Consider the following 16,823-nt stretch of genomic DNA (forward strand, 5'->3'; position numbering starts at 1 on the left):
CGACAGGACGAGAGGGAAAGCGGCGGCTCACGCCGCTTCCCGCCCTGTTTGGCACGTCCCGACCCGACGACGATGGGTGAACGAAGATGACAGCAACCGACAAGACGGCCCGCGCGCCGCTCTCCATCCGCAGCCGTGAATGGATCCATGCCTGGCTTTTGTTGCTGCCGGCGCTCGTCTTCCTGTTCGCCTTCACCCACATCCCGGCCATCACGACGCTCTGGCACAGCTTCTTCTCGACCCCGCGCGGCCGCCGCCCGGCGCGTTTCCTCGGTCTCGACAATTACGAGCGCATGCTGGCCGACCCGGTCTTCTGGAAGGTGATGGGCAACAATCTCTGGTTCGCGCTCGGCACCATCCCCGTCTCCATCGCGCTGGCCATCGTCATGGCCTTGTGGGTCAACGACCGGCTGGCGGGGCGCGGCTTCGTGCGCATGGCCTATTTCACCCCGACCGTGCTGCCCCTGATCGCCGTCGCCAATATCTGGCTGTTCTTCTACACGCCCGGCTTCGGCCTGATCGACCAGGTGACGGGGTCGCTGTTCGGCTGGCCGCACACCAACTGGCTCGGCGACCCGGCCACCGCCCTCAACGCGGTGATCGTCGTCACCGTGTGGAAGGAGGCCGGCTTCTTCATGATCTTCTACCTCGCCGCCCTGCAGGCGATCCCGCCCTCGCTGGTGGAGGCGGCCAGGATCGAGGGCGCCGGCAAGTGGACGATCTTCCGCCGCATCACCTTCCCGTTGATGATGCCGACGACGCTGTTCGTCTCCATCAACGCGGTGATCAACTCGTTCCGTCTCGTCGACCACATCTTCATCCTGACCGACGGCGGCCCGGACAACGCCTCTTCGCTGCTGCTCTTCTACATCTACACGACCGCCTTCGAATACTGGGAGACCGGTTACGGCGCGACGCTGACGGTGGCGCTGCTCGTCATCCTCTGCGCACTCGCCATCGGCCAGTTCTTCCTCTTCGACCGCAAGGTGCACTACAAATGACCGCCAGCCACACCGACACGACCCCGCCGGCTGTCGCCGCCAGTGCCCCGCGCCGCAAGGCCTTCGACCTCGACACGGCGCTGAACACCTTCGCCGCCTGGGTGCTGGCGCTTCTGTGGATCCTGCCGCTCGCCTTCGCCATCTGGACGGCGATCCACCCTTCCGCCTACGAGGCGCGTTTCGAGCTCTTCGCCCCGCTCACCTTCGAGAATTTCGAGAAGGCCTGGTCCGCCGCGCCCTTCGCGCGCTATTTTCTCAACACGTTCATGCTGGTGACGCTGATCCTCGCCGGCCAGTTCCTGCTCTGCACGCTTGCCGCCTTCGCCTTCGCCCGCTTCACCTTTCCCGGCCGCTCGGTGCTGTTCACGCTGGTCTTGCTGCAATTGCTGGTGATGCCCGACATCCTCATCGTCGAGAACTACAAGACGATGCGCCTGCTCGACCTGGTCGACACGATCCCGGCCATCGCGCTGCCCTATATCGCCTCCGGGTTCGGCATCTTCCTGCTGCGCCAGACCTTCCTGACCGTGCCGCGCGAGCTCGACGAGGCGGCGCGCATCGAGGGCACCAGCGTGCTCGGCATACTCTGGCGGGTCTATATCCCGCTCGCCAAGCCGACCTATCTTGCCTACGGGCTCGTCTCCGTCAGCCACCACTGGAACAACTTCCTGTGGCCGCTGATCGTCACAAATTCGGAAGAGACGCGTCCCGTCACCGTCGGCCTCAGCGTCTTCTCGGCCATCGATTCCGGCATCGAGTGGTCGGTGATCAACGCCGCGACGCTGATGACGACGGCCCCGCTTCTGATCGCCTTCCTGCTGTTCCAGCGCCAGTTCGTGCAAAGCTTCATGCGCGCCGGCATCAAGTAGGCTCACCCGCCCGGAAACGAAAACGGGGCACTGATGCGCCCCGTCTCCCGTTTTGCGTGATCGACGCGCGGACCGGCTACTTCACCGTCACCGGAACCCGGGCAACGACGCGCGCCTCGCCCGTGGCGATGACGAAGCGCAGTTCGTAGGCACCCGGCTCGGACGGCGCCATGACGGCGATCCGCCCATTGGCGATGTTGTCCGTCGTGTTCCAGGCACCGCCGACATAGGCGGCGTCCCCCTCGCCGGGGCGGGCGAAACCGACCCAGTTGGACGTGCTGGCAGGCCCCTCGGCCACGATGGAGAGCTCCGATCCGGCCGCGACCTCGGACGGCGCCTCGAGCTTGACCTGCGGCTCGGTGACGGTCACGGGCATCGAGGCAAGCACCTTCGTTCCCTCCGAGGCGGAGAGCACATAGCGCAGCTCGTAGTCGCCCGCATTCGCCGGCACCGCCAGCCGCACGCTGGGAGCATCCGGCGTCGCCCAGCCGAGATATTCCGATGGCGGCGCGCCAACCGGTGCGAAGCCGATCCAGTCGGACGCCCCGCCCGGGCCGGTCCAGGAGACGTCGACATGGCCGCCGGCGACCGGCTCACCGGTCATGGCGAGGGTGGCCGGGGCCTCCACCACCTGGAACGGCTTGCGGATCATGACGGTGTTGTCGTTGCCCGCGACATAGACTGCTTCGTAGGCGCCAGGTTCGGCGGGAGCCTGCATGGAAAGCCTCGCGCCATCGCGGGTATAGGCATAGCGGCTGTCGTGATCGTCGGCCGTTCCGCCGGGCGTGACGAAGGCAAGGTAATCGCCGTCCCCGTCCGGCCCGCGCCAACCGACATCGGTCATCGTGCCTGCGGGAACCTCGCCCGCCATCTCGATGGCGAGATCGGCCGGCGTCACCTCGATATCGGCGCGCGCGATGATCCGGTCTCCCCCCTTCGACCAGACATAGGCAACGGCGTAGCGGCCCGGCTCCGACGGCAGGCGCATGGCCAGCGGGCTGCCCTCGCGCGTGTAGTCCCAAAGGTCCGTTTCCAGCCGCTCGCCGTCCGGCGTCACGATGCGCAGGAAGTCGCTCTCCTCCATCGGCCCGGTGAAGGCGACGGACAGGACCGAGGAGGCGGACCCACTGCCGGTGGCGGGCGTGACGCTCGCCTCCGGAACGTCGCTGGCCAGCTTGACGACGACCGAGGCGCCCTCACCGCCGATGCTGACCTCGACGCCGCCGGCCCGCTCGCCGGAGGTGGCGGTGACGACATAGTCGCCCGGCTCCAGCTCCATCTTCGCGCCATTGCCGCCCAGGGTGGCGACAAGACGCTCGTCGGCGGCGTCGACAATGTTCCAGTCGACGCTGCCGGTGACCGGATTGCCGGTCTCGGCCTCCACCGCCGAGAAGGTGACGGGGAAACCCGGCGGCACTTCGCTGGTCTCGCCGGTCGAGGCCCGCAAGGCCTCGGCCAGTTCCCCGGCATTGCCCGCATTGTAGTAGCGCCCGCCCGTCGCCGAGGCGATGCAGGCGATCTTCGCCTGATCGGCGCGCGAGGCGATGTCGAAGCCGATCACATGAGCGGTGAAGTCGATGCCGCCGGCCGCCAGCTCCCGGGCCAGCGCGCAAGGATCGCCGCCGCAGGTCTCGATGCCGTCGGACACGAGAACCAGCCGCGCCGGCCGGTCATTGGCGTTGAGCACCGCAGCGCCCTGCCGCAGCGCCTCGGTGATCGGGGTCTTGCCGCGCGGCTTCATCGCGGCAACGGCGCGCGAAAGCGCACCCCGGTCGAGCGGCGTGACCGGTTGTACCAGCTCCACGTCGCCGCAATCGCCGGTGCGCCGGTGGCCATACGCCATCAGCCCTGTCGGCACGCCCTCCGGAAGGCTTTCGGCAAGTGTTTCCAGCGCCTCGCGGGCGATCTCGACCTTGGCCCGGCCCTCGATCTGGCCCCACATGGAGTTGGACATGTCGATGACGACAAGCGTGTCGGGCTGGTTGTCCTGGGCGCTGGCGCCGGACAGGGGAGCGAGCGCGGCGAAAAGCGCAGCCAGCGCGAGGCGCGGCAATGCGCGCCCCGGCCCTGCGGGGAAACATCGTGATTTCTGCAAGCTGAAGCCTCCACAAGATGAAATGCATGAAGGATGAAAGACGGCAGGTGCGGCTGCGACATGCCGGGCAGCTGACACTTTAACGGTCGCTCGCCGCCCGGGTGTGACGCCCGTCACATGGAGGCAGCACGAAGGCTCCAGAGCCCAGCCCAGGCACCCGAAAATCAGGACACATGCCCAGGAGGGCGCAGGGAATGACAGGGCGCGCTCAGGTGCCGGAGAGGCGCGCGCTCGTATCCTCGGCGAAGGCGGGGTCGGTCTTCTTCAGGAAGGACTTGCGCCAGCTCTGCGACAATTCAGGCAAGGCGGCGATGGCGGCGGCCGTTGCCGGGTCGAGGCGCGGATCGAACCGTGCGGCGATGATGCGCGACAGCGGCCAGTCCGGATGCCGCCGCTCGGCCAGCGCGACCGCATCGCCCGCAGCGACCCTGCCCGGCTCGATCACCCGGTAGTACCAGCCGGTGCGCCCGCTTTTTTGCAGGCGGACCGCCATCTCGCCGATGCCGGTATGGGCGGAGAGCTTCCAGCAGGGCTGGCGCCCCTGGCAGATCTCGACAAGCGCCTCGCCCAGGCGCAACCGGTCGCCAAGGCAAAGGTCGGCCTCGGTGACACCCGTGGTCGAGACATTCTCGCCGAACCCGCCGGCGACGAAGGTCGCCGCATGTTCCGGCCAGACCTCCGCCCAGGCGGCATAATGGTCGGCCGGGTAGTGGTGCAGCGCCTTTTCCGGACCGCCATGGACGGTGCGGTCGGCCTGCTCGTCGCCCTCCAGTCCCTCGAACCCGAGCATCAAGGGACCGGCAACGGGCGTCTTGCCGATCGCAGAGGGCGGCTTGCCTTCCCAGCGCGCCTGCGGCCTGCCGGTGTAAAGGGCGGTGATGCTGGTCAAGATCGTCATGCGTGGAGGTCCTGCGGGTCGGATGCAAAGGGATGTGCCGTCAGGCGGCGTGTTCATGGCAAATCTGGTCCGCCTCGTGCGGCGCGAGCGGCAAGTCGAGCAGCCTGCAATGCCCGTCCTCGCCACCCCTCGCCGGGCGATGGTGACGGCAGGTCCGGCAGAGCCCGAAACCGCGCCCGCCGCGGGCCGCGACAAGTGCCGCAACCAGTTCGGACAGCCCGTCGGCCAGCGCAGCGACGCGCTCCTCGGGCAGGCCTGCAAGGCTCTCGCCCAGCACCCTCTGGCGGGACAGGGCCGCCTGCCCCGCCGGGGTCGTCTGGTAGGAGATGCTGCGCCGGTCGCCGTCCGAGGACGCTTCCTCCACCAGCCCCTTGCGGGCCAGCGCCTTCAGCGTCTGCGAGACCGTGCCGCGCGTCGCGGCGAGGTAATCGGCCACCTGCGAGGGCGCGCGCGAGAAGCGGTTGGCGCGGGCCAGATAGGACAGCGCCGTCCACTGCGTCGGATTGAGATCGTCGGCCCAGTCGCCCGCCGCCTGGAGGCGGGCGAGGCGTTCGAGCAGCGCTTCGGCGCGTTGCCGGGGGGCCGTGCCGGCGGGGTAGCCGGCGGAGGGGTCGGAAGGAGAGCGTGTCATCACGGCAATCATAGCGAGTCGATATCTGTCTTGCAATAATATCGACTCGCTACTAATTTGCAGTCCCGACGCCGCAAGGCGCGGCCGGCACATCCCGTGCCCGGCCCTTCCTCGAGGAGAGCGAAATGCCCGTGAAGCCGAAGACAACACGAAAGAGCGTGCCCCTCTGGCTGGCGCTGCTGGCCGGCACCGCGACCGCCCCCGCAGCACTCGCCGATGCCGGCCACGGACAGGCGGCCGCTGCCATGAGCGATGCGGTGACATCGCCGCGCGCGGAGGCCGTCAGCGCCGAGTTCGACATTCTCGCCGCCCATGTCCACCGCGACGGGCGGCTCGTCACCTTCCACATGACGCTGGCCGCGGAAGCGGGAACGAAACGCCCCGACCCGGCCGGCCAGCTCGCCGGAGCGCCGGTGCTTTCCTATGTCTGGCCGACATCGCTCGACCCGGCGACGGTCGGTTTCGAGGGCGGGTCCGGCATCCTGGCGCTGGCCGCGACCAGCCATCCGGATTTCGACGACACGCCGCTCTACGACGAGGACGGCGACGGCGATCTGGCCAATGACGGCGCCCGCTGGCACAGCCATTGGGTGGTGCTGGCACCGAACGAGGCCTGCGGCGCCGGCGCGCTTGCCGTGCGCGACATTCCCGACGGGGCGACACCGGCGCTGCCGGCCACCTGGCCGGGCCTGCCGCTCTATATCGACAGCCCCGGCTACACGCCGCGCTTCGAAGGACCGGAAATCCGTCTCACCGTGCCCTTCCGCGACGCGGAAATCCTCGCCGGCACGTCCTATGACGGCGTGACGGCGGCGCTCCAGGTCCACGCCGACCTGCATGCGCCGCTGCTCTGCGTCACCGATGTCTTCGACGTCGCCTCCGGCGATCTCAGCCTGCCCGGCAAGGTGAAGTAACCTCGCCCCCGAAGAAAAACGCCCGCGCCGGAGGTCCGGCGCGGGCGTCAAGGTTCGATGGGAGGCAGTCTTTTCGTGCACAGCGACCGACCGGCCGCTCCGTGATCCCGGGCTTCCCGGGTTATTTCGAGGCGAGCTCTTCCTTGACGGCCATGACGTCGGCCGCCGACATCTGCCCGACGGTCGTCACCTCGCCGCCCGCGATCTTCCACAGGCGGAACGGTCCGGTGATGTCGCCATACTGGTCGAAGCCGACCGGGCCGATGACGCCCTCGTACTTGATCGCCTTGCCGTCCTTGATCAGGGCCAGCGCCTTGGCGAACTCCTCCTTGCCGGCATAGATCGGCTCGCCGTCGTCGGCGACGACCTGCGGAATGGCCGCGCGAATGGCGGTGGACTCCGTCGAGCCGGCCTTGGCGATGGCGAGACCGACAATGGCGCCGGCATCGTAGGACCGGTCGGCGGCCGGCGCGCTCGGCTCGATGCCGCCCGAGAAGGCCTTGTAGTTCTCGTAGAAATATTCCGTCGAACGGGTCGGCGTGGTGCCAGAGGAGGTGCCATAGGCATTCTCCAGGAACTTGGCGCCGACGCTCTCGATGAAGTCGGTCGAGTTCATGCCGTCATTGAGCAGGAAGGTCTGCGGTCCGCCCTGCGAGATCCAGGCGCGGGCGATCGTCGCCCCGTCGACCGGATAGCTGACGAGGTAGAGGCCCTGCGGTTCGCCGGACATCGCCGCCGACGCCTCGGCCGCATAGCTCGACTGCTTTTCGTTGTAGGGCGTGGTGGAGGTGATGGTTCCGCCGAGCTTCTCGTAGGCAGCCGAGAACTCCTTCGCCATGTTGACGCCGAAGTCGTTGTTGACGTGGATCAGCGCGAGCTTCGTCAGTCCCTGGTCGACGGCGTATTTCGCAGCCGCCGTGCCCTGCAGCGCATCGGAGGTGATGGTGCGGAAGAAATTGCCGCCGGTCTTGCCGTCACGCGACAGCGCGGTCAGCGTCGGCGAGGACGAGGCCGGCGACACCTGCACGACGCCGGCCGGCGCCGTCACGGAGGTCAGCACCGGGATCGACACCGACGAGATGATGCCGCCGATGATCACCGGCACCTTCTTGATGTTGACCAGCTGCGTCGCCTGGTCGACGGCGACATTGCCCTGGCTCTGGCTGTCGCGCGTGTCGGTGACGAGCGTGCAGCCGTCATGCACGCCGCCGGCCTCGTTGATGTCGCGGAAGGCCATCTCGACCGACTTGGCACCGGCCTGTCCGTACTGGCCGGCCGGACCCGTCAGTTCCAGGACGAGGCCGACGGTGATCTCGCAGGCGGAGGCGGGCACGCCGCCGGCAAGCGCTGCGAACGCGCCGGCGGCAAGCGCCGTAGTCCATTTCATCTTGTGCATTGCAGTTCCCCTTCTCGTCATTGCGCCGCCGGATCACATGCCCGGTCGGTCGTTGATCCAGGTTTCCTGGACAAAGCGCCATGCCACCCCGTGGGGAGCATCCGCATCCTCGAGGAACAGCGCCGCCGCGCGGCGAACCGTCGTCCGGCCGGCATGCGTCTGGCGTTCCAGATAGGTCATCAGAACGGCATCCTCGCGCTCCCAGAGCGGGGCCGATGCCTCGATCCCGATCGAAAAATCCCCGGTGATCCGCCCGCGCGCAGCGCGCAGCATGGCGTCGAGCCCGGCACGGTCCTGCATCGTCCCGTCGGGGTCGATGCGCACGAACCCCGCATCGAAGGCGGCAAGCGCCGCGCTGTAGTCCGCCTCGCCGAGACGACCGGCAAACCAGTCGACGAAGAAGTCGTGCCGGGCGACGATCTCGCGCTCCGCCGCCAGGGCGAGGGGACCGGCGGCGCTCATGCCGCGCCCTTGTCGTTGAGATTGTATTTCATGATCCGGCCATGGCGGCCGTGGCGATCACGTTCCAGCGTGTAGACGTCGCCGTCGAGATCCCGCCGCGAGGCCAGGACCGAGGAAATCTCCGCGATGTCGTCCCGTGTCAGGCGCAGCGCCAGAATGCCGAGATTGGAGGCAAGATGGCTGCGGTTGCGCGCACCGACGATGACCGCGCCGACCTGCGGGCGGTCGAGCACGTAGCGGCTGGCAACGCTGGCGATATCCGTGCCGTGCCGGTCGGCGACCCGCTTCAGCGCGGCAAGCAGGTCCTGGAACAGGTCCCAGCCGCCGAAATCGTCGATGATCAGCTTGTACTTGACCAGCGAGCGGTTCTCCAGCACCTCGCCCGGGTCCGGCTGGCCGAGCCATTTCTCGCTCAGGAACCCGCCCGCGACGGTGCCGTAACACAGGAAGGACAGCCCGTGCCGCGCGGCAAGCCCCGCCATGCGCTTTTCCGCGCGCGCGTCGAGCACCGAATATTGCACCTGCGCGGAGACGACCGGCACGCCGGCCGCCAGCATCGCCCCCAGGTGATCGCTGTCGAAATTGGTGACCCCGATATTGCGGATCTTGCCGGCCTGGCGCAGTTCGGCCAGCCACAGGGCAACGTCCAGCCAGCCCGGCGCGTTGTAGTCCCACCAGTGGAACTGGACGAGATCGAGCGTATCGCAGCGCAGCCGCGCCCGCGACCGGTCGATCAAGGCCTCCACATGCGCCTTGTCGATGCCGATCAGCTTGTCGAGATCCGGCACCATCTTGGTATGCACGCGAATGCGCGACAGCGCTTCGGCGCCGCGCGCATCGCGATAGGCATCGCGGAAGGCGCCGATCAGCTCCTCGACGCCCGTGTAGATGTCGGCACAGTCGAAGGTGGTGATGCCGGCATCGGCGAAGGCGATCATGTCCTCGACCGCACACGTCCGGTCGACCGTTCCGTGACCGCCGGCAAGCTGCCAGCCGCCGCGAATGACACGCGACACCCGGGCGCCGTCGCCAAGTTTCCAGGTTTCGGTTTCGGGCGCGTTGGTCACGGGATCACTCTTCGGCCAGGGAGGACTGGGAGGGTTGAGAGGAAGAAGGCGTGCATTGCAGCGGCACCGCCGTCGTCTGGGCATGGGAAAACCGCCGGAGGCCGAGGCGGGTTATGCGCATCCGGGTCGGACAGTTGGGATCCGGACAGGCGACCTCGGCATCGCTCGTCATCCAGTCATGGGCATGGGCCGGGCGCTGTTTGGCGGCCAGCAGCGGCAGTACGGCCGCGAGCGAGTAGATCGAGAAACCCTGGCCCGGCGGCAGATGCAGCATCTCGCCGCGCAGCTCGAAATGATCGCCGGGTTTTGCCCCGCAATAGATCGTCGCGCCCTCAGGCGCCACAACCTCGACCTTGAGGTCGTAAAGCTCGAACGTGTCGTCGCCCGGCGTGCCTGTCGTGCTCATGAGCGGGCCTCCCCGCCCTCTTCCAGATGCCGGCGCAGAATGTCGAAGGCACGCCCGATATCGGCCTTCAGTGCCGATTGGGCAGCGACCGTGTCGCGACGCGCCACGGCCTCGACGATCTCGCGGTGGAAATGGGTGGCCGAGCCGTCCGCCGCCTCGTCGAAAAGCCGGGCGGAGGCACGCAGGTAAGGTCCGGACTGCAGCCACAGGCTCTCGATGATCGGGATCAGCACCTGCGATCCGGCGGCGCGATAGAGGGTGAAATGGAAGGCGTGGTTGAGATCGGCCGCCTCGCCCGACATCTCCCGTCCCTTCCTGGCCAGCACCGCGTCGCAGGCATCGGTGAGACGCGCCAGTTCGCCGACAAGCGCATCGTCGACATTGGGAATGGCGAGCGCGATGACTTCGCTTTCGATGATCGCACGTGCACGGGCCAGGTCCTCGAGCCGGTCACGGGAGATCAGCGGCACGCGGATGGACCGGTTCGGCATTGCCTCCAGCGCCTGCTCGGAGATCAGCCGGGCCAGCGCCTCGCGCACGGGCATGGTGCTGGTGCCGAGCCGGTTGGAGACATCGACGATGCGCAGCACCTCGCCGGGATCGAACAGCCCCTGGATCAGAGAACGCCGCAACTCCCCGTAGACACTGTCCTGCACGGTCTGTCGTCCGACCGGATTGAGCGGGGCAAGCGCGCCCTCGCCCAATCCGCCAATCGCGGATGCCGGTGTCGCTTGCAGTGATCCGCTCGCAACCCTCGCGGCCATGACACCCTCCCCTTTAGCGTCTCCAAGCGGCATCTCTCGAGCCCGTCCGGAGGCGAACGCCCCGCACCGGAACGGGCCAGTCCCCGCCGGCCGTCGCGACCGTCCGGGAACGTCCCAAGAAGCTGACAAGCCATCTTTACAATCATTCATGATCTGTGATCAAGATATGTTTGATCAAACATCAAGCGTGCCCCGACGCCCCATGGCGCGAGGTACGGACGATCGAAAGGAGCGGCACCGTGCAAGGTGGCATGCAGGGCGACCCCGGCCCCGACCGGACGCAGACCGGGACGGCCGCGGGTCACGCGAACGGAGCCGGGGCGGACAACATCCAGGCAACGGCGGCCGCCGGCGGCACCCCTCCGGTGCTCGAGGTTCGCGAGCTTGCCCGCAGCTTTGGCGGCAACCGCGCCGTCGACGGCATGTCGCTCGACCTTCGTGCCGGCGAGATCCTCGGCCTGATCGGCCCCAACGGCGCCGGCAAGACCACCTTCTTCAATCTTGTCGCCGGCAGCCTTGCCCCTGACAGCGGCGAAATCCGGCTGAAGGGCGTGCCCGTCGAGGGACAGCCCGCAGCCCGCCGGCTTGCCATGGGGCTGGGCCGCACCTTCCAGATCCCGCGTCCCTTCGCCGGCATGAGCGTGCTCGACAACGTCATGGCCGCCGGCCAGAACCAGAGCGGCGAAAGCATCTTCCGCAACTTTCTGCAGCCGGGCACCGTGCGCCGCGAGGAGCGCGCCGCGCGCGAACGGGCCCGCGCGCTGATCGACTTTGTCACGCTGTCGCATCTCGCCGACGCGCCCGCACGGGTGCTGTCCGGCGGCCAGCGCAAGCTGCTGGAACTTGCCCGGGTGATGATGGCCGAGCCGGCGGTGATCCTGCTCGACGAACCGGCCGCCGGCGTCAATCCGGCGCTGCTCGACGTCATTGTCGAACGCATCGTGGAGATCAACCGGATGGGCGTCAGCGTGCTCCTGATCGAGCACAACATGGACATGATCGCCCGGCTCTGCGGGCGCATCGTGGTGATGGCCGCCGGCCGCCAGCTCGCTAACGGAACGCCGGACGAGATCATGGCCAACCGCGAAGTGGTGGAAGCCTATCTCGGCGAGGTCGCGCCATGAGCGCCTTCGCGACCACTCCCTCGCCCATCGCGGCGCCGGCCCCGCCACTGGCGACGCGCGGCCTCGTTGCCGGCTACGAGCCGGACCTGCCGATCGTCAAGGGCATCGACTTCACCCTCGCGGAAGGAGATTTCGTCACAATCCTCGGACCGAACGGCGCCGGCAAGTCGACCTTCGTCAAGGCCATCGCCGGGCTCGTGCCGGTTCACGGCGGCACGCTGTCGCTCGCCGATGACGACATCACCGGCTGCCCCCGTCACGCGCTCGTTCGCAAGGGCCTCGCCTTCGTGCCGCAGACGGAAAACATCTTCGCCACCATGACGATCCGCGAGAACCTGCAGATCGCCGCGACAATCCTGCCCAAAGCAGTCCGCAAGGCCCGCATCGAGGCGATGCTCGACACCTATCCCGATCTGGCGGAGCGGCCCGGAGCCATCGCCGGCGGACTTTCCGGCGGCCAGCGGCAGATGCTTGCAACAGCCCGCGCGCTGCTCGTCGAGCCGCGCGTGCTGATCCTCGACGAACCCTCCGCCGGACTGTCGCCGAAAGCCGTCGCCGAAGTCTTCGAGCGGCTGGCCGAGATCAATCGCGGCGGCGTGCCGGTCCTCCTGGTCGAGCAGAACGTGCGCGCCGCGCTGCGCATCGCCCGGCGTGCCGTGATCCTGGTCGACGGACGCCTGCGCCACGACGCCCCGGCATCCGAGCTTGCCGCCGACCCCGATATCGGCCGGCTGTTTCTCGGCGCGCACGACACCCGCAACGGAGAGACCGCTCCATGAGTGCCCAGATCCTGCTCGAGGGCCTGCTCGCCGGTGCCATGATCGGCCTTGGCGCCGTCGGCCTGACCTTGACCTACTCGATCCTGCGCTTCGCCAATTTCGCCCATGGCGAGTTGCTCGCCTGGGGCGCATACCTGTCGCTCACCCTGTCGCTGGCCATCGGCGCCATATCGGGGGCAAGCCTTGCTCCGCTCGGCCCCTTCAGCGTTTCCACCGCGCTGATCCTTGCAGGTCTTGCCGCCATGGCGCTGACCGCCGGCCTGGCGCTCGCCGTGGACGCGCTGCTCTTTCGCCGGCTGCGCCGGCGCGGCGCCACCGCGATCATCGTGGTGATGGCGAGCTTCGGGGCCTCGATGGCGCTGCGCAGCCTGCTGGAATTTCTCTACACCTCGAAGCCCGCCTATTATTCGCGCGAATTGCAGATCGCCATGCCGCTGCCCGGCGGCATCCGCGCCACGCCCGACCAGTTGCTGCTGATCGGCGCGGCCTTTCTCGCCGTCATCGCCGTCCACCTGCTGCTCACCCGCACCGACCTTGGCCGGGCCATGCGCGCGGTCAGCGAGAACCCGTCGCTTGCCGGTGTCGTCGGCATCGACACGACGAAGGTGGTCAGGGCGGTGTGGATCATCGGCGGGGCGCTTGCCTGCACCGCCGGCACCATGTCGGGCCTGCTGGTCCAGATCCGCCCCTATATGGGTCTCGACCTGCTGCTGCCGCTCTTTGCCGCCGTCATCCTCGGCGGCATCGGTTCGGTGCCCGGCGCCATGCTCGGCGGATTGCTGGTCGGCCTGTGCGAGGCGCTGGCCGTGCAGACCATCGGCGCCGAATGGCGGGCGGCGGTCGCCTTCTTCGTCATCACGCTGGTTCTGGTGATCCGCCCGACCGGACTGTTCGGGAGGCCCGCATGAGCCTCGAACTCCTCGCCTATTGCGCCTTCTTCCTCACCATCGCGCTGACCTATGCGGTGATCGTGCTCGGCCTCAACGTGCAATGGGGCCAGACGGGCCTGTTCAATGTCGGCGTCGCCGGTTTCGTCGCCGTCGGGGCCTATGCCTCGGCGATCCTGACCTCGCCAGCCGTCGACGGGCGTCTTGGCGGCTTCGGCCTGCCGGTTGTCGCGGGCTGGGCCGGCGCCTTCATCGCGTCCGGCCTGCTGTCGGCGGCGATCGGCTGGCTGACCATGCGGCTGCGCGCCGACTACCTGGCGATTTCCACCTTCGGCATCGCCGTCACCGTCCAGCTGGCGGCCCTCAACCTGGAAAGCCTGACCGGCGGCCCCTTCGGCATCAGCCTGATCCCCCGTCCCTTCGCCGGATACGCGGGCGAGGCGCTTGTCTTTTCGCTGGCCAACCTGGCGCTGCTCGTCGGCGTCGTCGCGCTGCTCTACCTGATGCTCGAGCATCTGGCGAAGAGCCCGTGGGGCCGTGCCCTGAGGGCAATCCGCGAGGACGAGGTCGCCGCCGAGGCGCTCGGCAAGAGCCCGCGCCGGTTCCGCATCGAGGCCTTCGCGCTCGGCGGCGCGATCATGGGGCTCGGCGGCGCGGCGCAGGCCCATTTCATCGGCTTCATCGCCCCGGAGAACTACCTGCCGATGCTGACCTTCCAGGTCTGGGCGATGCTGATCGTCGGCGGCTCCGGCAACAATCGCGGCGCCATTCTCGGCGCGGTGCTCGTCTGGGCGCTGTGGGCCGCGTCCTCGGCGCTGGTCGAGGCGCTGGCGCCGGCCGGCGAACAGGCGCGCGCCGCCTCGCTGCAGACCGTCATCATCGGTGTCGCGCTGTGTGCGATCCTGCTCTTCCGCCCGCAAGGCCTCCTTCCCGAACCGGGCGGCGCCCGCCGCCGCCTGCCTTTCCTTTCCAGATGGCGCGGAACCGCCGCCGCCGTCGCCAAATCCACGGAACCCGAACGCCCATGACCAGCCGCCCCGAAACGACGAAACTCGGCTCCGACCTGGAGATCAGCCGTATCCTCACCGGCCTCTGGCAGATCGCCGATATCGAGAAGGACGGCACGCCGGTCGACCTCGACGCGGCCGCAGGCCACCTTGCCGACTACGCGGCGGCCGGCTTCACCACCTTCGACATGGCCGACCACTACGGCAATGCCGAGCTTGTCGCAGGCCGGCTGCTGGCCCGCCACGGCGAGGAGGCCGATCGTCCGCTTGCCTTCACCAAATGGTGCCCGGAACCCGGCCCCATGACCGAGGACGTGGTGCGCGCCGGCGTGCAGGAGAGGCTCGACCGGCTCGGCGTTTCCCGCATCGACCTGCTGCAGTTCCACTGGTGGACCTTCGAGCATCCCGGCTGGCTCGACGCGCTCAGGCACCTGGCGCGGCTGCGCGAGGAAGGGCTGATCAAGGAGATCGGCGTCACCAATTTCGACGCCGCCCACCTGCATGTCGCGCTTGCCGAGAACCTGCCCGTCGTCTCCAACCAGGTGTCGTTCTCCGTGGTCGACCGACGCGCTGCAGGGACGCTCAGCGACCTGTGCGCGCGCACCGGCGTGCGCCTGCTCGCCTATGGCACCCTGTGCGGCGGCTTCCTGTCGGAGAGCTGGCTGGGCAAGCCGGCGCCGGCGGAAATCGCCGACTGGAGCCGGATGAAATACAAGCGCTTCATCGATGCGGCCGGCGGCTGGGAGGCGTTCCAGGTTCTGCTTGCCGCGCTCGGCACAGTGGCGCGCCGGCATGGCGTCTCGATTTCCAATGTCGCCACCCGCTGGGTGCTGGAGACCCCCTCGGTCGCCGGCGTGATCATCGGCGCGCGGATCGGCGAGAGCGAGCACCGGGCCGACAACCTGAAGCTCTTCGGCTTCGCCCTCGACGATGCCGACCGCGCCGTGCTCGACAAGGCCTTCGCCGGCATGGCGCCGATCCCCGGAGATTGCGGCGACGAATACCGCCGTCCGCCCTTCCTCACTGCCTCCGGCGATCTCAGCCACCATCTGGAAAAGATTCCGAGCATCTACCAGCCCGAACCCGTTCCCGGCCGTGCCAACCGCTGGCGGCTGTCCTCGGGCAGCATCTGGGAACCGCTCGCCGGCTTCAGCCGCGCGATGCGCGTCGGCGACCGCATCCTCGTCTCCGGCACCACCGCGACCCATGGCGCCGACCACTGTGTCGCGCCAGGCGACGCAGAGGCCCAGACCACCTACGTTCTCGACAAGATCGCCGCCGCGCTCACCGCCTTCGGCGCATCGATGGAGGATGTGGTGCGCACCCGCGTCTACCTGCAGGATGTCGGGGCCTGGGAAGGCCCCTCGCGCGCCCATGGCCGGGTCTTCGGCGACATCCGTCCGGCCAACACGACGCTTGCCGTGGGCAGCCTGATCGGCGGCTACGAGGTGGAGATCGAGGTCGAGGCGATCATCGACCCGCAATAGCCCGCAGCCCGGCGGGTCAGGCGATGGCATGCCAGGCAAGAATGCCGAGACCGGCGACAATGCTTGCCGGCAGCAGGCGGAAGGCGAGCAGGCCGACGATGTCCTCCAGCGGATAGGCCGGCCGGTCGAGCCAGTAGGCCGGCCGGCCCTCGATCAGGTTCAGGACATATTTCCACCGGTCGCGCGGGCGCACCGGCAGGCGCGGCAACTCGAACGGCAGCATGTCGAGCACATGCTTCGTGCAAAGCCGGTTCTCCGCAGGGAAGTGGAAGAAGAACGGCCGCCCGCCCGTGCGTGTATTGACCAGTTGCGCGCCATCGCAACGGTAGAGCTTGCGTTCCAGACCCGACTGGCAGGCGGAACTGGCAAATATCTCGAGGTCGTGATCGAGCGCGGCACGTCCGGGATTTTCCAGGAACCACTTGTTGAAAAGCGTCTGGTCGCAATCAACGCCGGTCGCATAGTCGAGGTCGGCGAGCATCGCCGCCAACGCCCCCGCCTTGCCGACATACCCGCCGGAATTGAGATAGCGGTACATGCCGCTGCGTCCCTCACCCTTCGGATAACGGCGCGAGGCGGCAAACCGCCCGGGCAGTTTCCAGGTAAAGCCGGGCTCGGCGGACAACACGATGTCGGCGTCAAAAACTCGGTAGGCCGCAAGCAGTTCGGCAGGATCCCGGATCAGAACCACATCGAAGCCGTCGGTGAAGACGACGATGTCTTCTGCAGGCAATGCCGACAGATGCGCGCCCAGCAAGCGCATCGCGGCAAGATGGCCGGGGTAGGGCTTTCCGGTCCAGACAATGTCGGGCGTGATGCCGAAGCGGGCGAGCGAGGCCCGATAGCGCACAAGACCTGCGCCCTCATGCGAGGCAAGCGTGACGAAACGCAGAAGCTCCCCGCGGCTCACTCCCGAGCCATCCTTCGCCCCGCCCATCAACCGGCCTCCGACCACTCGCTCCGCTCCGGCGCAAGAGCCGGCCGGCCAGGAAGTAAGCCACGCATGCGCCGGCCGGACAAGCGCCTGTCGGGCTCG

17 protein-coding genes are annotated in these 16,823 nt (G+C 68.2%); 8 read left to right on the top strand and 9 right to left on the bottom strand.

What is annotated here, in order from left to right; translation table 11 throughout:
• Positions 1–86 precede the first annotated feature (86 nt).
• Together ACN0T5_RS16760 and ACN0T5_RS16765 are read left to right on the top strand one after the other, a co-directional pair.
• Complete coding sequence (locus ACN0T5_RS16760) at positions 87–1,001, top strand: carbohydrate ABC transporter permease (RefSeq protein WP_417769759.1); 915 nt, start codon at positions 87–89, stop codon at positions 999–1,001.
• Positions 998–1,870 carry a carbohydrate ABC transporter permease gene (locus ACN0T5_RS16765; protein WP_417769760.1) on the top strand — a complete coding sequence of 291 codons (873 nt, stop codon included), beginning with the start codon at positions 998–1,000 and terminating at the stop codon, positions 1,868–1,870. The genes ACN0T5_RS16760 and ACN0T5_RS16765 overlap by 4 nt, the downstream gene beginning before the upstream one ends.
• Positions 1,871–1,946: 76 nt before the next feature.
• Here the strand turns inward: ACN0T5_RS16765 and ACN0T5_RS16770 are convergent, their stop codons facing one another.
• From ACN0T5_RS16770 to ACN0T5_RS16780, 3 genes are all read right to left on the bottom strand, one after another.
• Positions 1,947–3,923 carry a vWA domain-containing protein gene (locus tag ACN0T5_RS16770; protein ID WP_417769761.1) on the bottom strand — a complete coding sequence of 659 codons (1,977 nt, stop codon included), beginning with the start codon at positions 3,921–3,923 and terminating at the stop codon, positions 1,947–1,949.
• Positions 3,924–4,173: 250 nt separating this feature from the next.
• Complete coding sequence (locus ACN0T5_RS16775; RefSeq protein WP_417769762.1) at positions 4,174–4,863, bottom strand: MOSC domain-containing protein; 690 nt, start codon at positions 4,861–4,863, stop codon at positions 4,174–4,176.
• A gap of 40 nt (positions 4,864–4,903) precedes the next feature.
• On the bottom strand, positions 4,904–5,494 hold the full coding sequence (locus ACN0T5_RS16780; protein WP_417769763.1) for a MarR family winged helix-turn-helix transcriptional regulator: 591 nt from the start codon (positions 5,492–5,494) through the stop codon (positions 4,904–4,906).
• 125 nt (positions 5,495–5,619) lie between these two features.
• Here ACN0T5_RS16780 and ACN0T5_RS16785 point away from each other — a divergent pair, with 125 nt between their 5' ends.
• Positions 5,620–6,408, top strand: a complete 789-nt coding sequence (locus ACN0T5_RS16785; RefSeq protein WP_417769764.1) for a hypothetical protein — start codon at positions 5,620–5,622, stop codon at positions 6,406–6,408.
• A 121-nt stretch (positions 6,409–6,529) separates the two neighbouring features.
• Here ACN0T5_RS16785 and ACN0T5_RS16790 read toward each other — a convergent pair whose 3' ends face one another.
• From ACN0T5_RS16790 to ACN0T5_RS16810, 5 genes are read right to left on the bottom strand one after another with little or no spacing between them, the layout of a single operon-like run.
• Positions 6,530–7,804 (bottom strand): ABC transporter substrate-binding protein, encoded by a 1,275-nt coding sequence (locus ACN0T5_RS16790; protein WP_417769765.1) that lies wholly within the window; start codon positions 7,802–7,804, stop codon positions 6,530–6,532.
• A 33-nt stretch (positions 7,805–7,837) separates the two neighbouring features.
• Complete coding sequence (locus tag ACN0T5_RS16795; protein ID WP_417769766.1) at positions 7,838–8,266, bottom strand: hypothetical protein; 429 nt, start codon at positions 8,264–8,266, stop codon at positions 7,838–7,840.
• A complete protein-coding gene (locus ACN0T5_RS16800; protein ID WP_417769767.1) occupies positions 8,263–9,333 on the bottom strand; it encodes an aldo/keto reductase in 1,071 nt (356 codons plus the stop codon). Before ACN0T5_RS16800 ends, ACN0T5_RS16795 begins: the two co-directional genes overlap by 4 nt.
• Before the next feature lie 4 nt (positions 9,334–9,337).
• Positions 9,338–9,739 (bottom strand): TIGR04076 family protein, encoded by a 402-nt coding sequence (locus ACN0T5_RS16805; RefSeq protein WP_417769768.1) that lies wholly within the window; start codon positions 9,737–9,739, stop codon positions 9,338–9,340.
• The gene (locus ACN0T5_RS16810) at positions 9,736–10,503 is read right to left on the bottom strand and encodes a GntR family transcriptional regulator (protein ID WP_417769769.1); all 768 of its coding nucleotides are present in this window, start codon (positions 10,501–10,503) and stop codon (positions 9,736–9,738) included. Before ACN0T5_RS16810 ends, ACN0T5_RS16805 begins: the two co-directional genes overlap by 4 nt.
• Before the next feature lie 239 nt (positions 10,504–10,742).
• Between ACN0T5_RS16810 and ACN0T5_RS16815 the strand changes: the two genes are divergently transcribed.
• Genes ACN0T5_RS16815 through ACN0T5_RS16835 form a run of 5 tightly spaced genes read left to right on the top strand, consistent with a single transcriptional unit; the run spans position 10,743 to position 15,787 of the window.
• On the top strand, positions 10,743–11,627 hold the full coding sequence (locus ACN0T5_RS16815) for an ABC transporter ATP-binding protein (protein ID WP_417769770.1): 885 nt from the start codon (positions 10,743–10,745) through the stop codon (positions 11,625–11,627).
• On the top strand, positions 11,624–12,406 hold the full coding sequence (locus tag ACN0T5_RS16820; protein WP_417769771.1) for an ABC transporter ATP-binding protein: 783 nt from the start codon (positions 11,624–11,626) through the stop codon (positions 12,404–12,406). The genes ACN0T5_RS16815 and ACN0T5_RS16820 overlap by 4 nt, the downstream gene beginning before the upstream one ends.
• Complete coding sequence (locus ACN0T5_RS16825; RefSeq protein WP_417769772.1) at positions 12,403–13,314, top strand: branched-chain amino acid ABC transporter permease; 912 nt, start codon at positions 12,403–12,405, stop codon at positions 13,312–13,314. Before ACN0T5_RS16820 ends, ACN0T5_RS16825 begins: the two co-directional genes overlap by 4 nt.
• Entirely contained in the window at positions 13,311–14,321 is a 1,011-nt protein-coding gene (locus tag ACN0T5_RS16830) for a branched-chain amino acid ABC transporter permease (RefSeq protein ID WP_417769773.1), read from the top strand. Before ACN0T5_RS16825 ends, ACN0T5_RS16830 begins: the two co-directional genes overlap by 4 nt.
• The gene (locus tag ACN0T5_RS16835; RefSeq protein ID WP_417769774.1) at positions 14,318–15,787 is read left to right on the top strand and encodes an aldo/keto reductase; all 1,470 of its coding nucleotides are present in this window, start codon (positions 14,318–14,320) and stop codon (positions 15,785–15,787) included. Before ACN0T5_RS16830 ends, ACN0T5_RS16835 begins: the two co-directional genes overlap by 4 nt.
• Positions 15,788–15,803: 16 nt before the next feature.
• Here ACN0T5_RS16835 and ACN0T5_RS16840 read toward each other — a convergent pair whose 3' ends face one another.
• On the bottom strand, positions 15,804–16,697 hold the full coding sequence (locus tag ACN0T5_RS16840) for a glycosyltransferase domain-containing protein (protein ID WP_417769775.1): 894 nt from the start codon (positions 16,695–16,697) through the stop codon (positions 15,804–15,806).
• Positions 16,698–16,823 lie beyond the last annotated feature (126 nt).

Origin of the sequence: Stappia sp., assembly GCF_048261845.1 — a bacterium.
GTDB lineage: Bacteria > Pseudomonadota > Alphaproteobacteria > Rhizobiales > Stappiaceae > Stappia.

What these genes read in the sequence shown, in the direction of transcription:
- ACN0T5_RS16810 (WP_417769769.1), bottom strand. Translation starts at nt 10,503, where the DNA reads ATGGCCGCGAGGGTTGCGAGCGGATCACTGCAAGCGACACCGGCATCC.
- ACN0T5_RS16790 (WP_417769765.1), bottom strand. Translation starts at nt 7,804, where the DNA reads ATGCACAAGATGAAATGGACTACGGCGCTTGCCGCCGGCGCGTTCGCA.
- ACN0T5_RS16785 (WP_417769764.1), top strand. Translation starts at nt 5,620, where the DNA reads ATGCCCGTGAAGCCGAAGACAACACGAAAGAGCGTGCCCCTCTGGCTG.
- ACN0T5_RS16795 (WP_417769766.1), bottom strand. Translation starts at nt 8,266, where the DNA reads ATGAGCGCCGCCGGTCCCCTCGCCCTGGCGGCGGAGCGCGAGATCGTC.
- ACN0T5_RS16830 (WP_417769773.1), top strand. Translation starts at nt 13,311, where the DNA reads ATGAGCCTCGAACTCCTCGCCTATTGCGCCTTCTTCCTCACCATCGCG.
- ACN0T5_RS16820 (WP_417769771.1), top strand. Translation starts at nt 11,624, where the DNA reads ATGAGCGCCTTCGCGACCACTCCCTCGCCCATCGCGGCGCCGGCCCCG.
- ACN0T5_RS16780 (WP_417769763.1), bottom strand. Translation starts at nt 5,494, where the DNA reads ATGACACGCTCTCCTTCCGACCCCTCCGCCGGCTACCCCGCCGGCACG.
- ACN0T5_RS16775 (WP_417769762.1), bottom strand. Translation starts at nt 4,863, where the DNA reads ATGACGATCTTGACCAGCATCACCGCCCTTTACACCGGCAGGCCGCAG.
- ACN0T5_RS16835 (WP_417769774.1), top strand. Translation starts at nt 14,318, where the DNA reads ATGACCAGCCGCCCCGAAACGACGAAACTCGGCTCCGACCTGGAGATC.
- ACN0T5_RS16765 (WP_417769760.1), top strand. Translation starts at nt 998, where the DNA reads ATGACCGCCAGCCACACCGACACGACCCCGCCGGCTGTCGCCGCCAGT.
- ACN0T5_RS16805 (WP_417769768.1), bottom strand. Translation starts at nt 9,739, where the DNA reads ATGAGCACGACAGGCACGCCGGGCGACGACACGTTCGAGCTTTACGAC.
- ACN0T5_RS16825 (WP_417769772.1), top strand. Translation starts at nt 12,403, where the DNA reads ATGAGTGCCCAGATCCTGCTCGAGGGCCTGCTCGCCGGTGCCATGATC.
- ACN0T5_RS16760 (WP_417769759.1), top strand. Translation starts at nt 87, where the DNA reads ATGACAGCAACCGACAAGACGGCCCGCGCGCCGCTCTCCATCCGCAGC.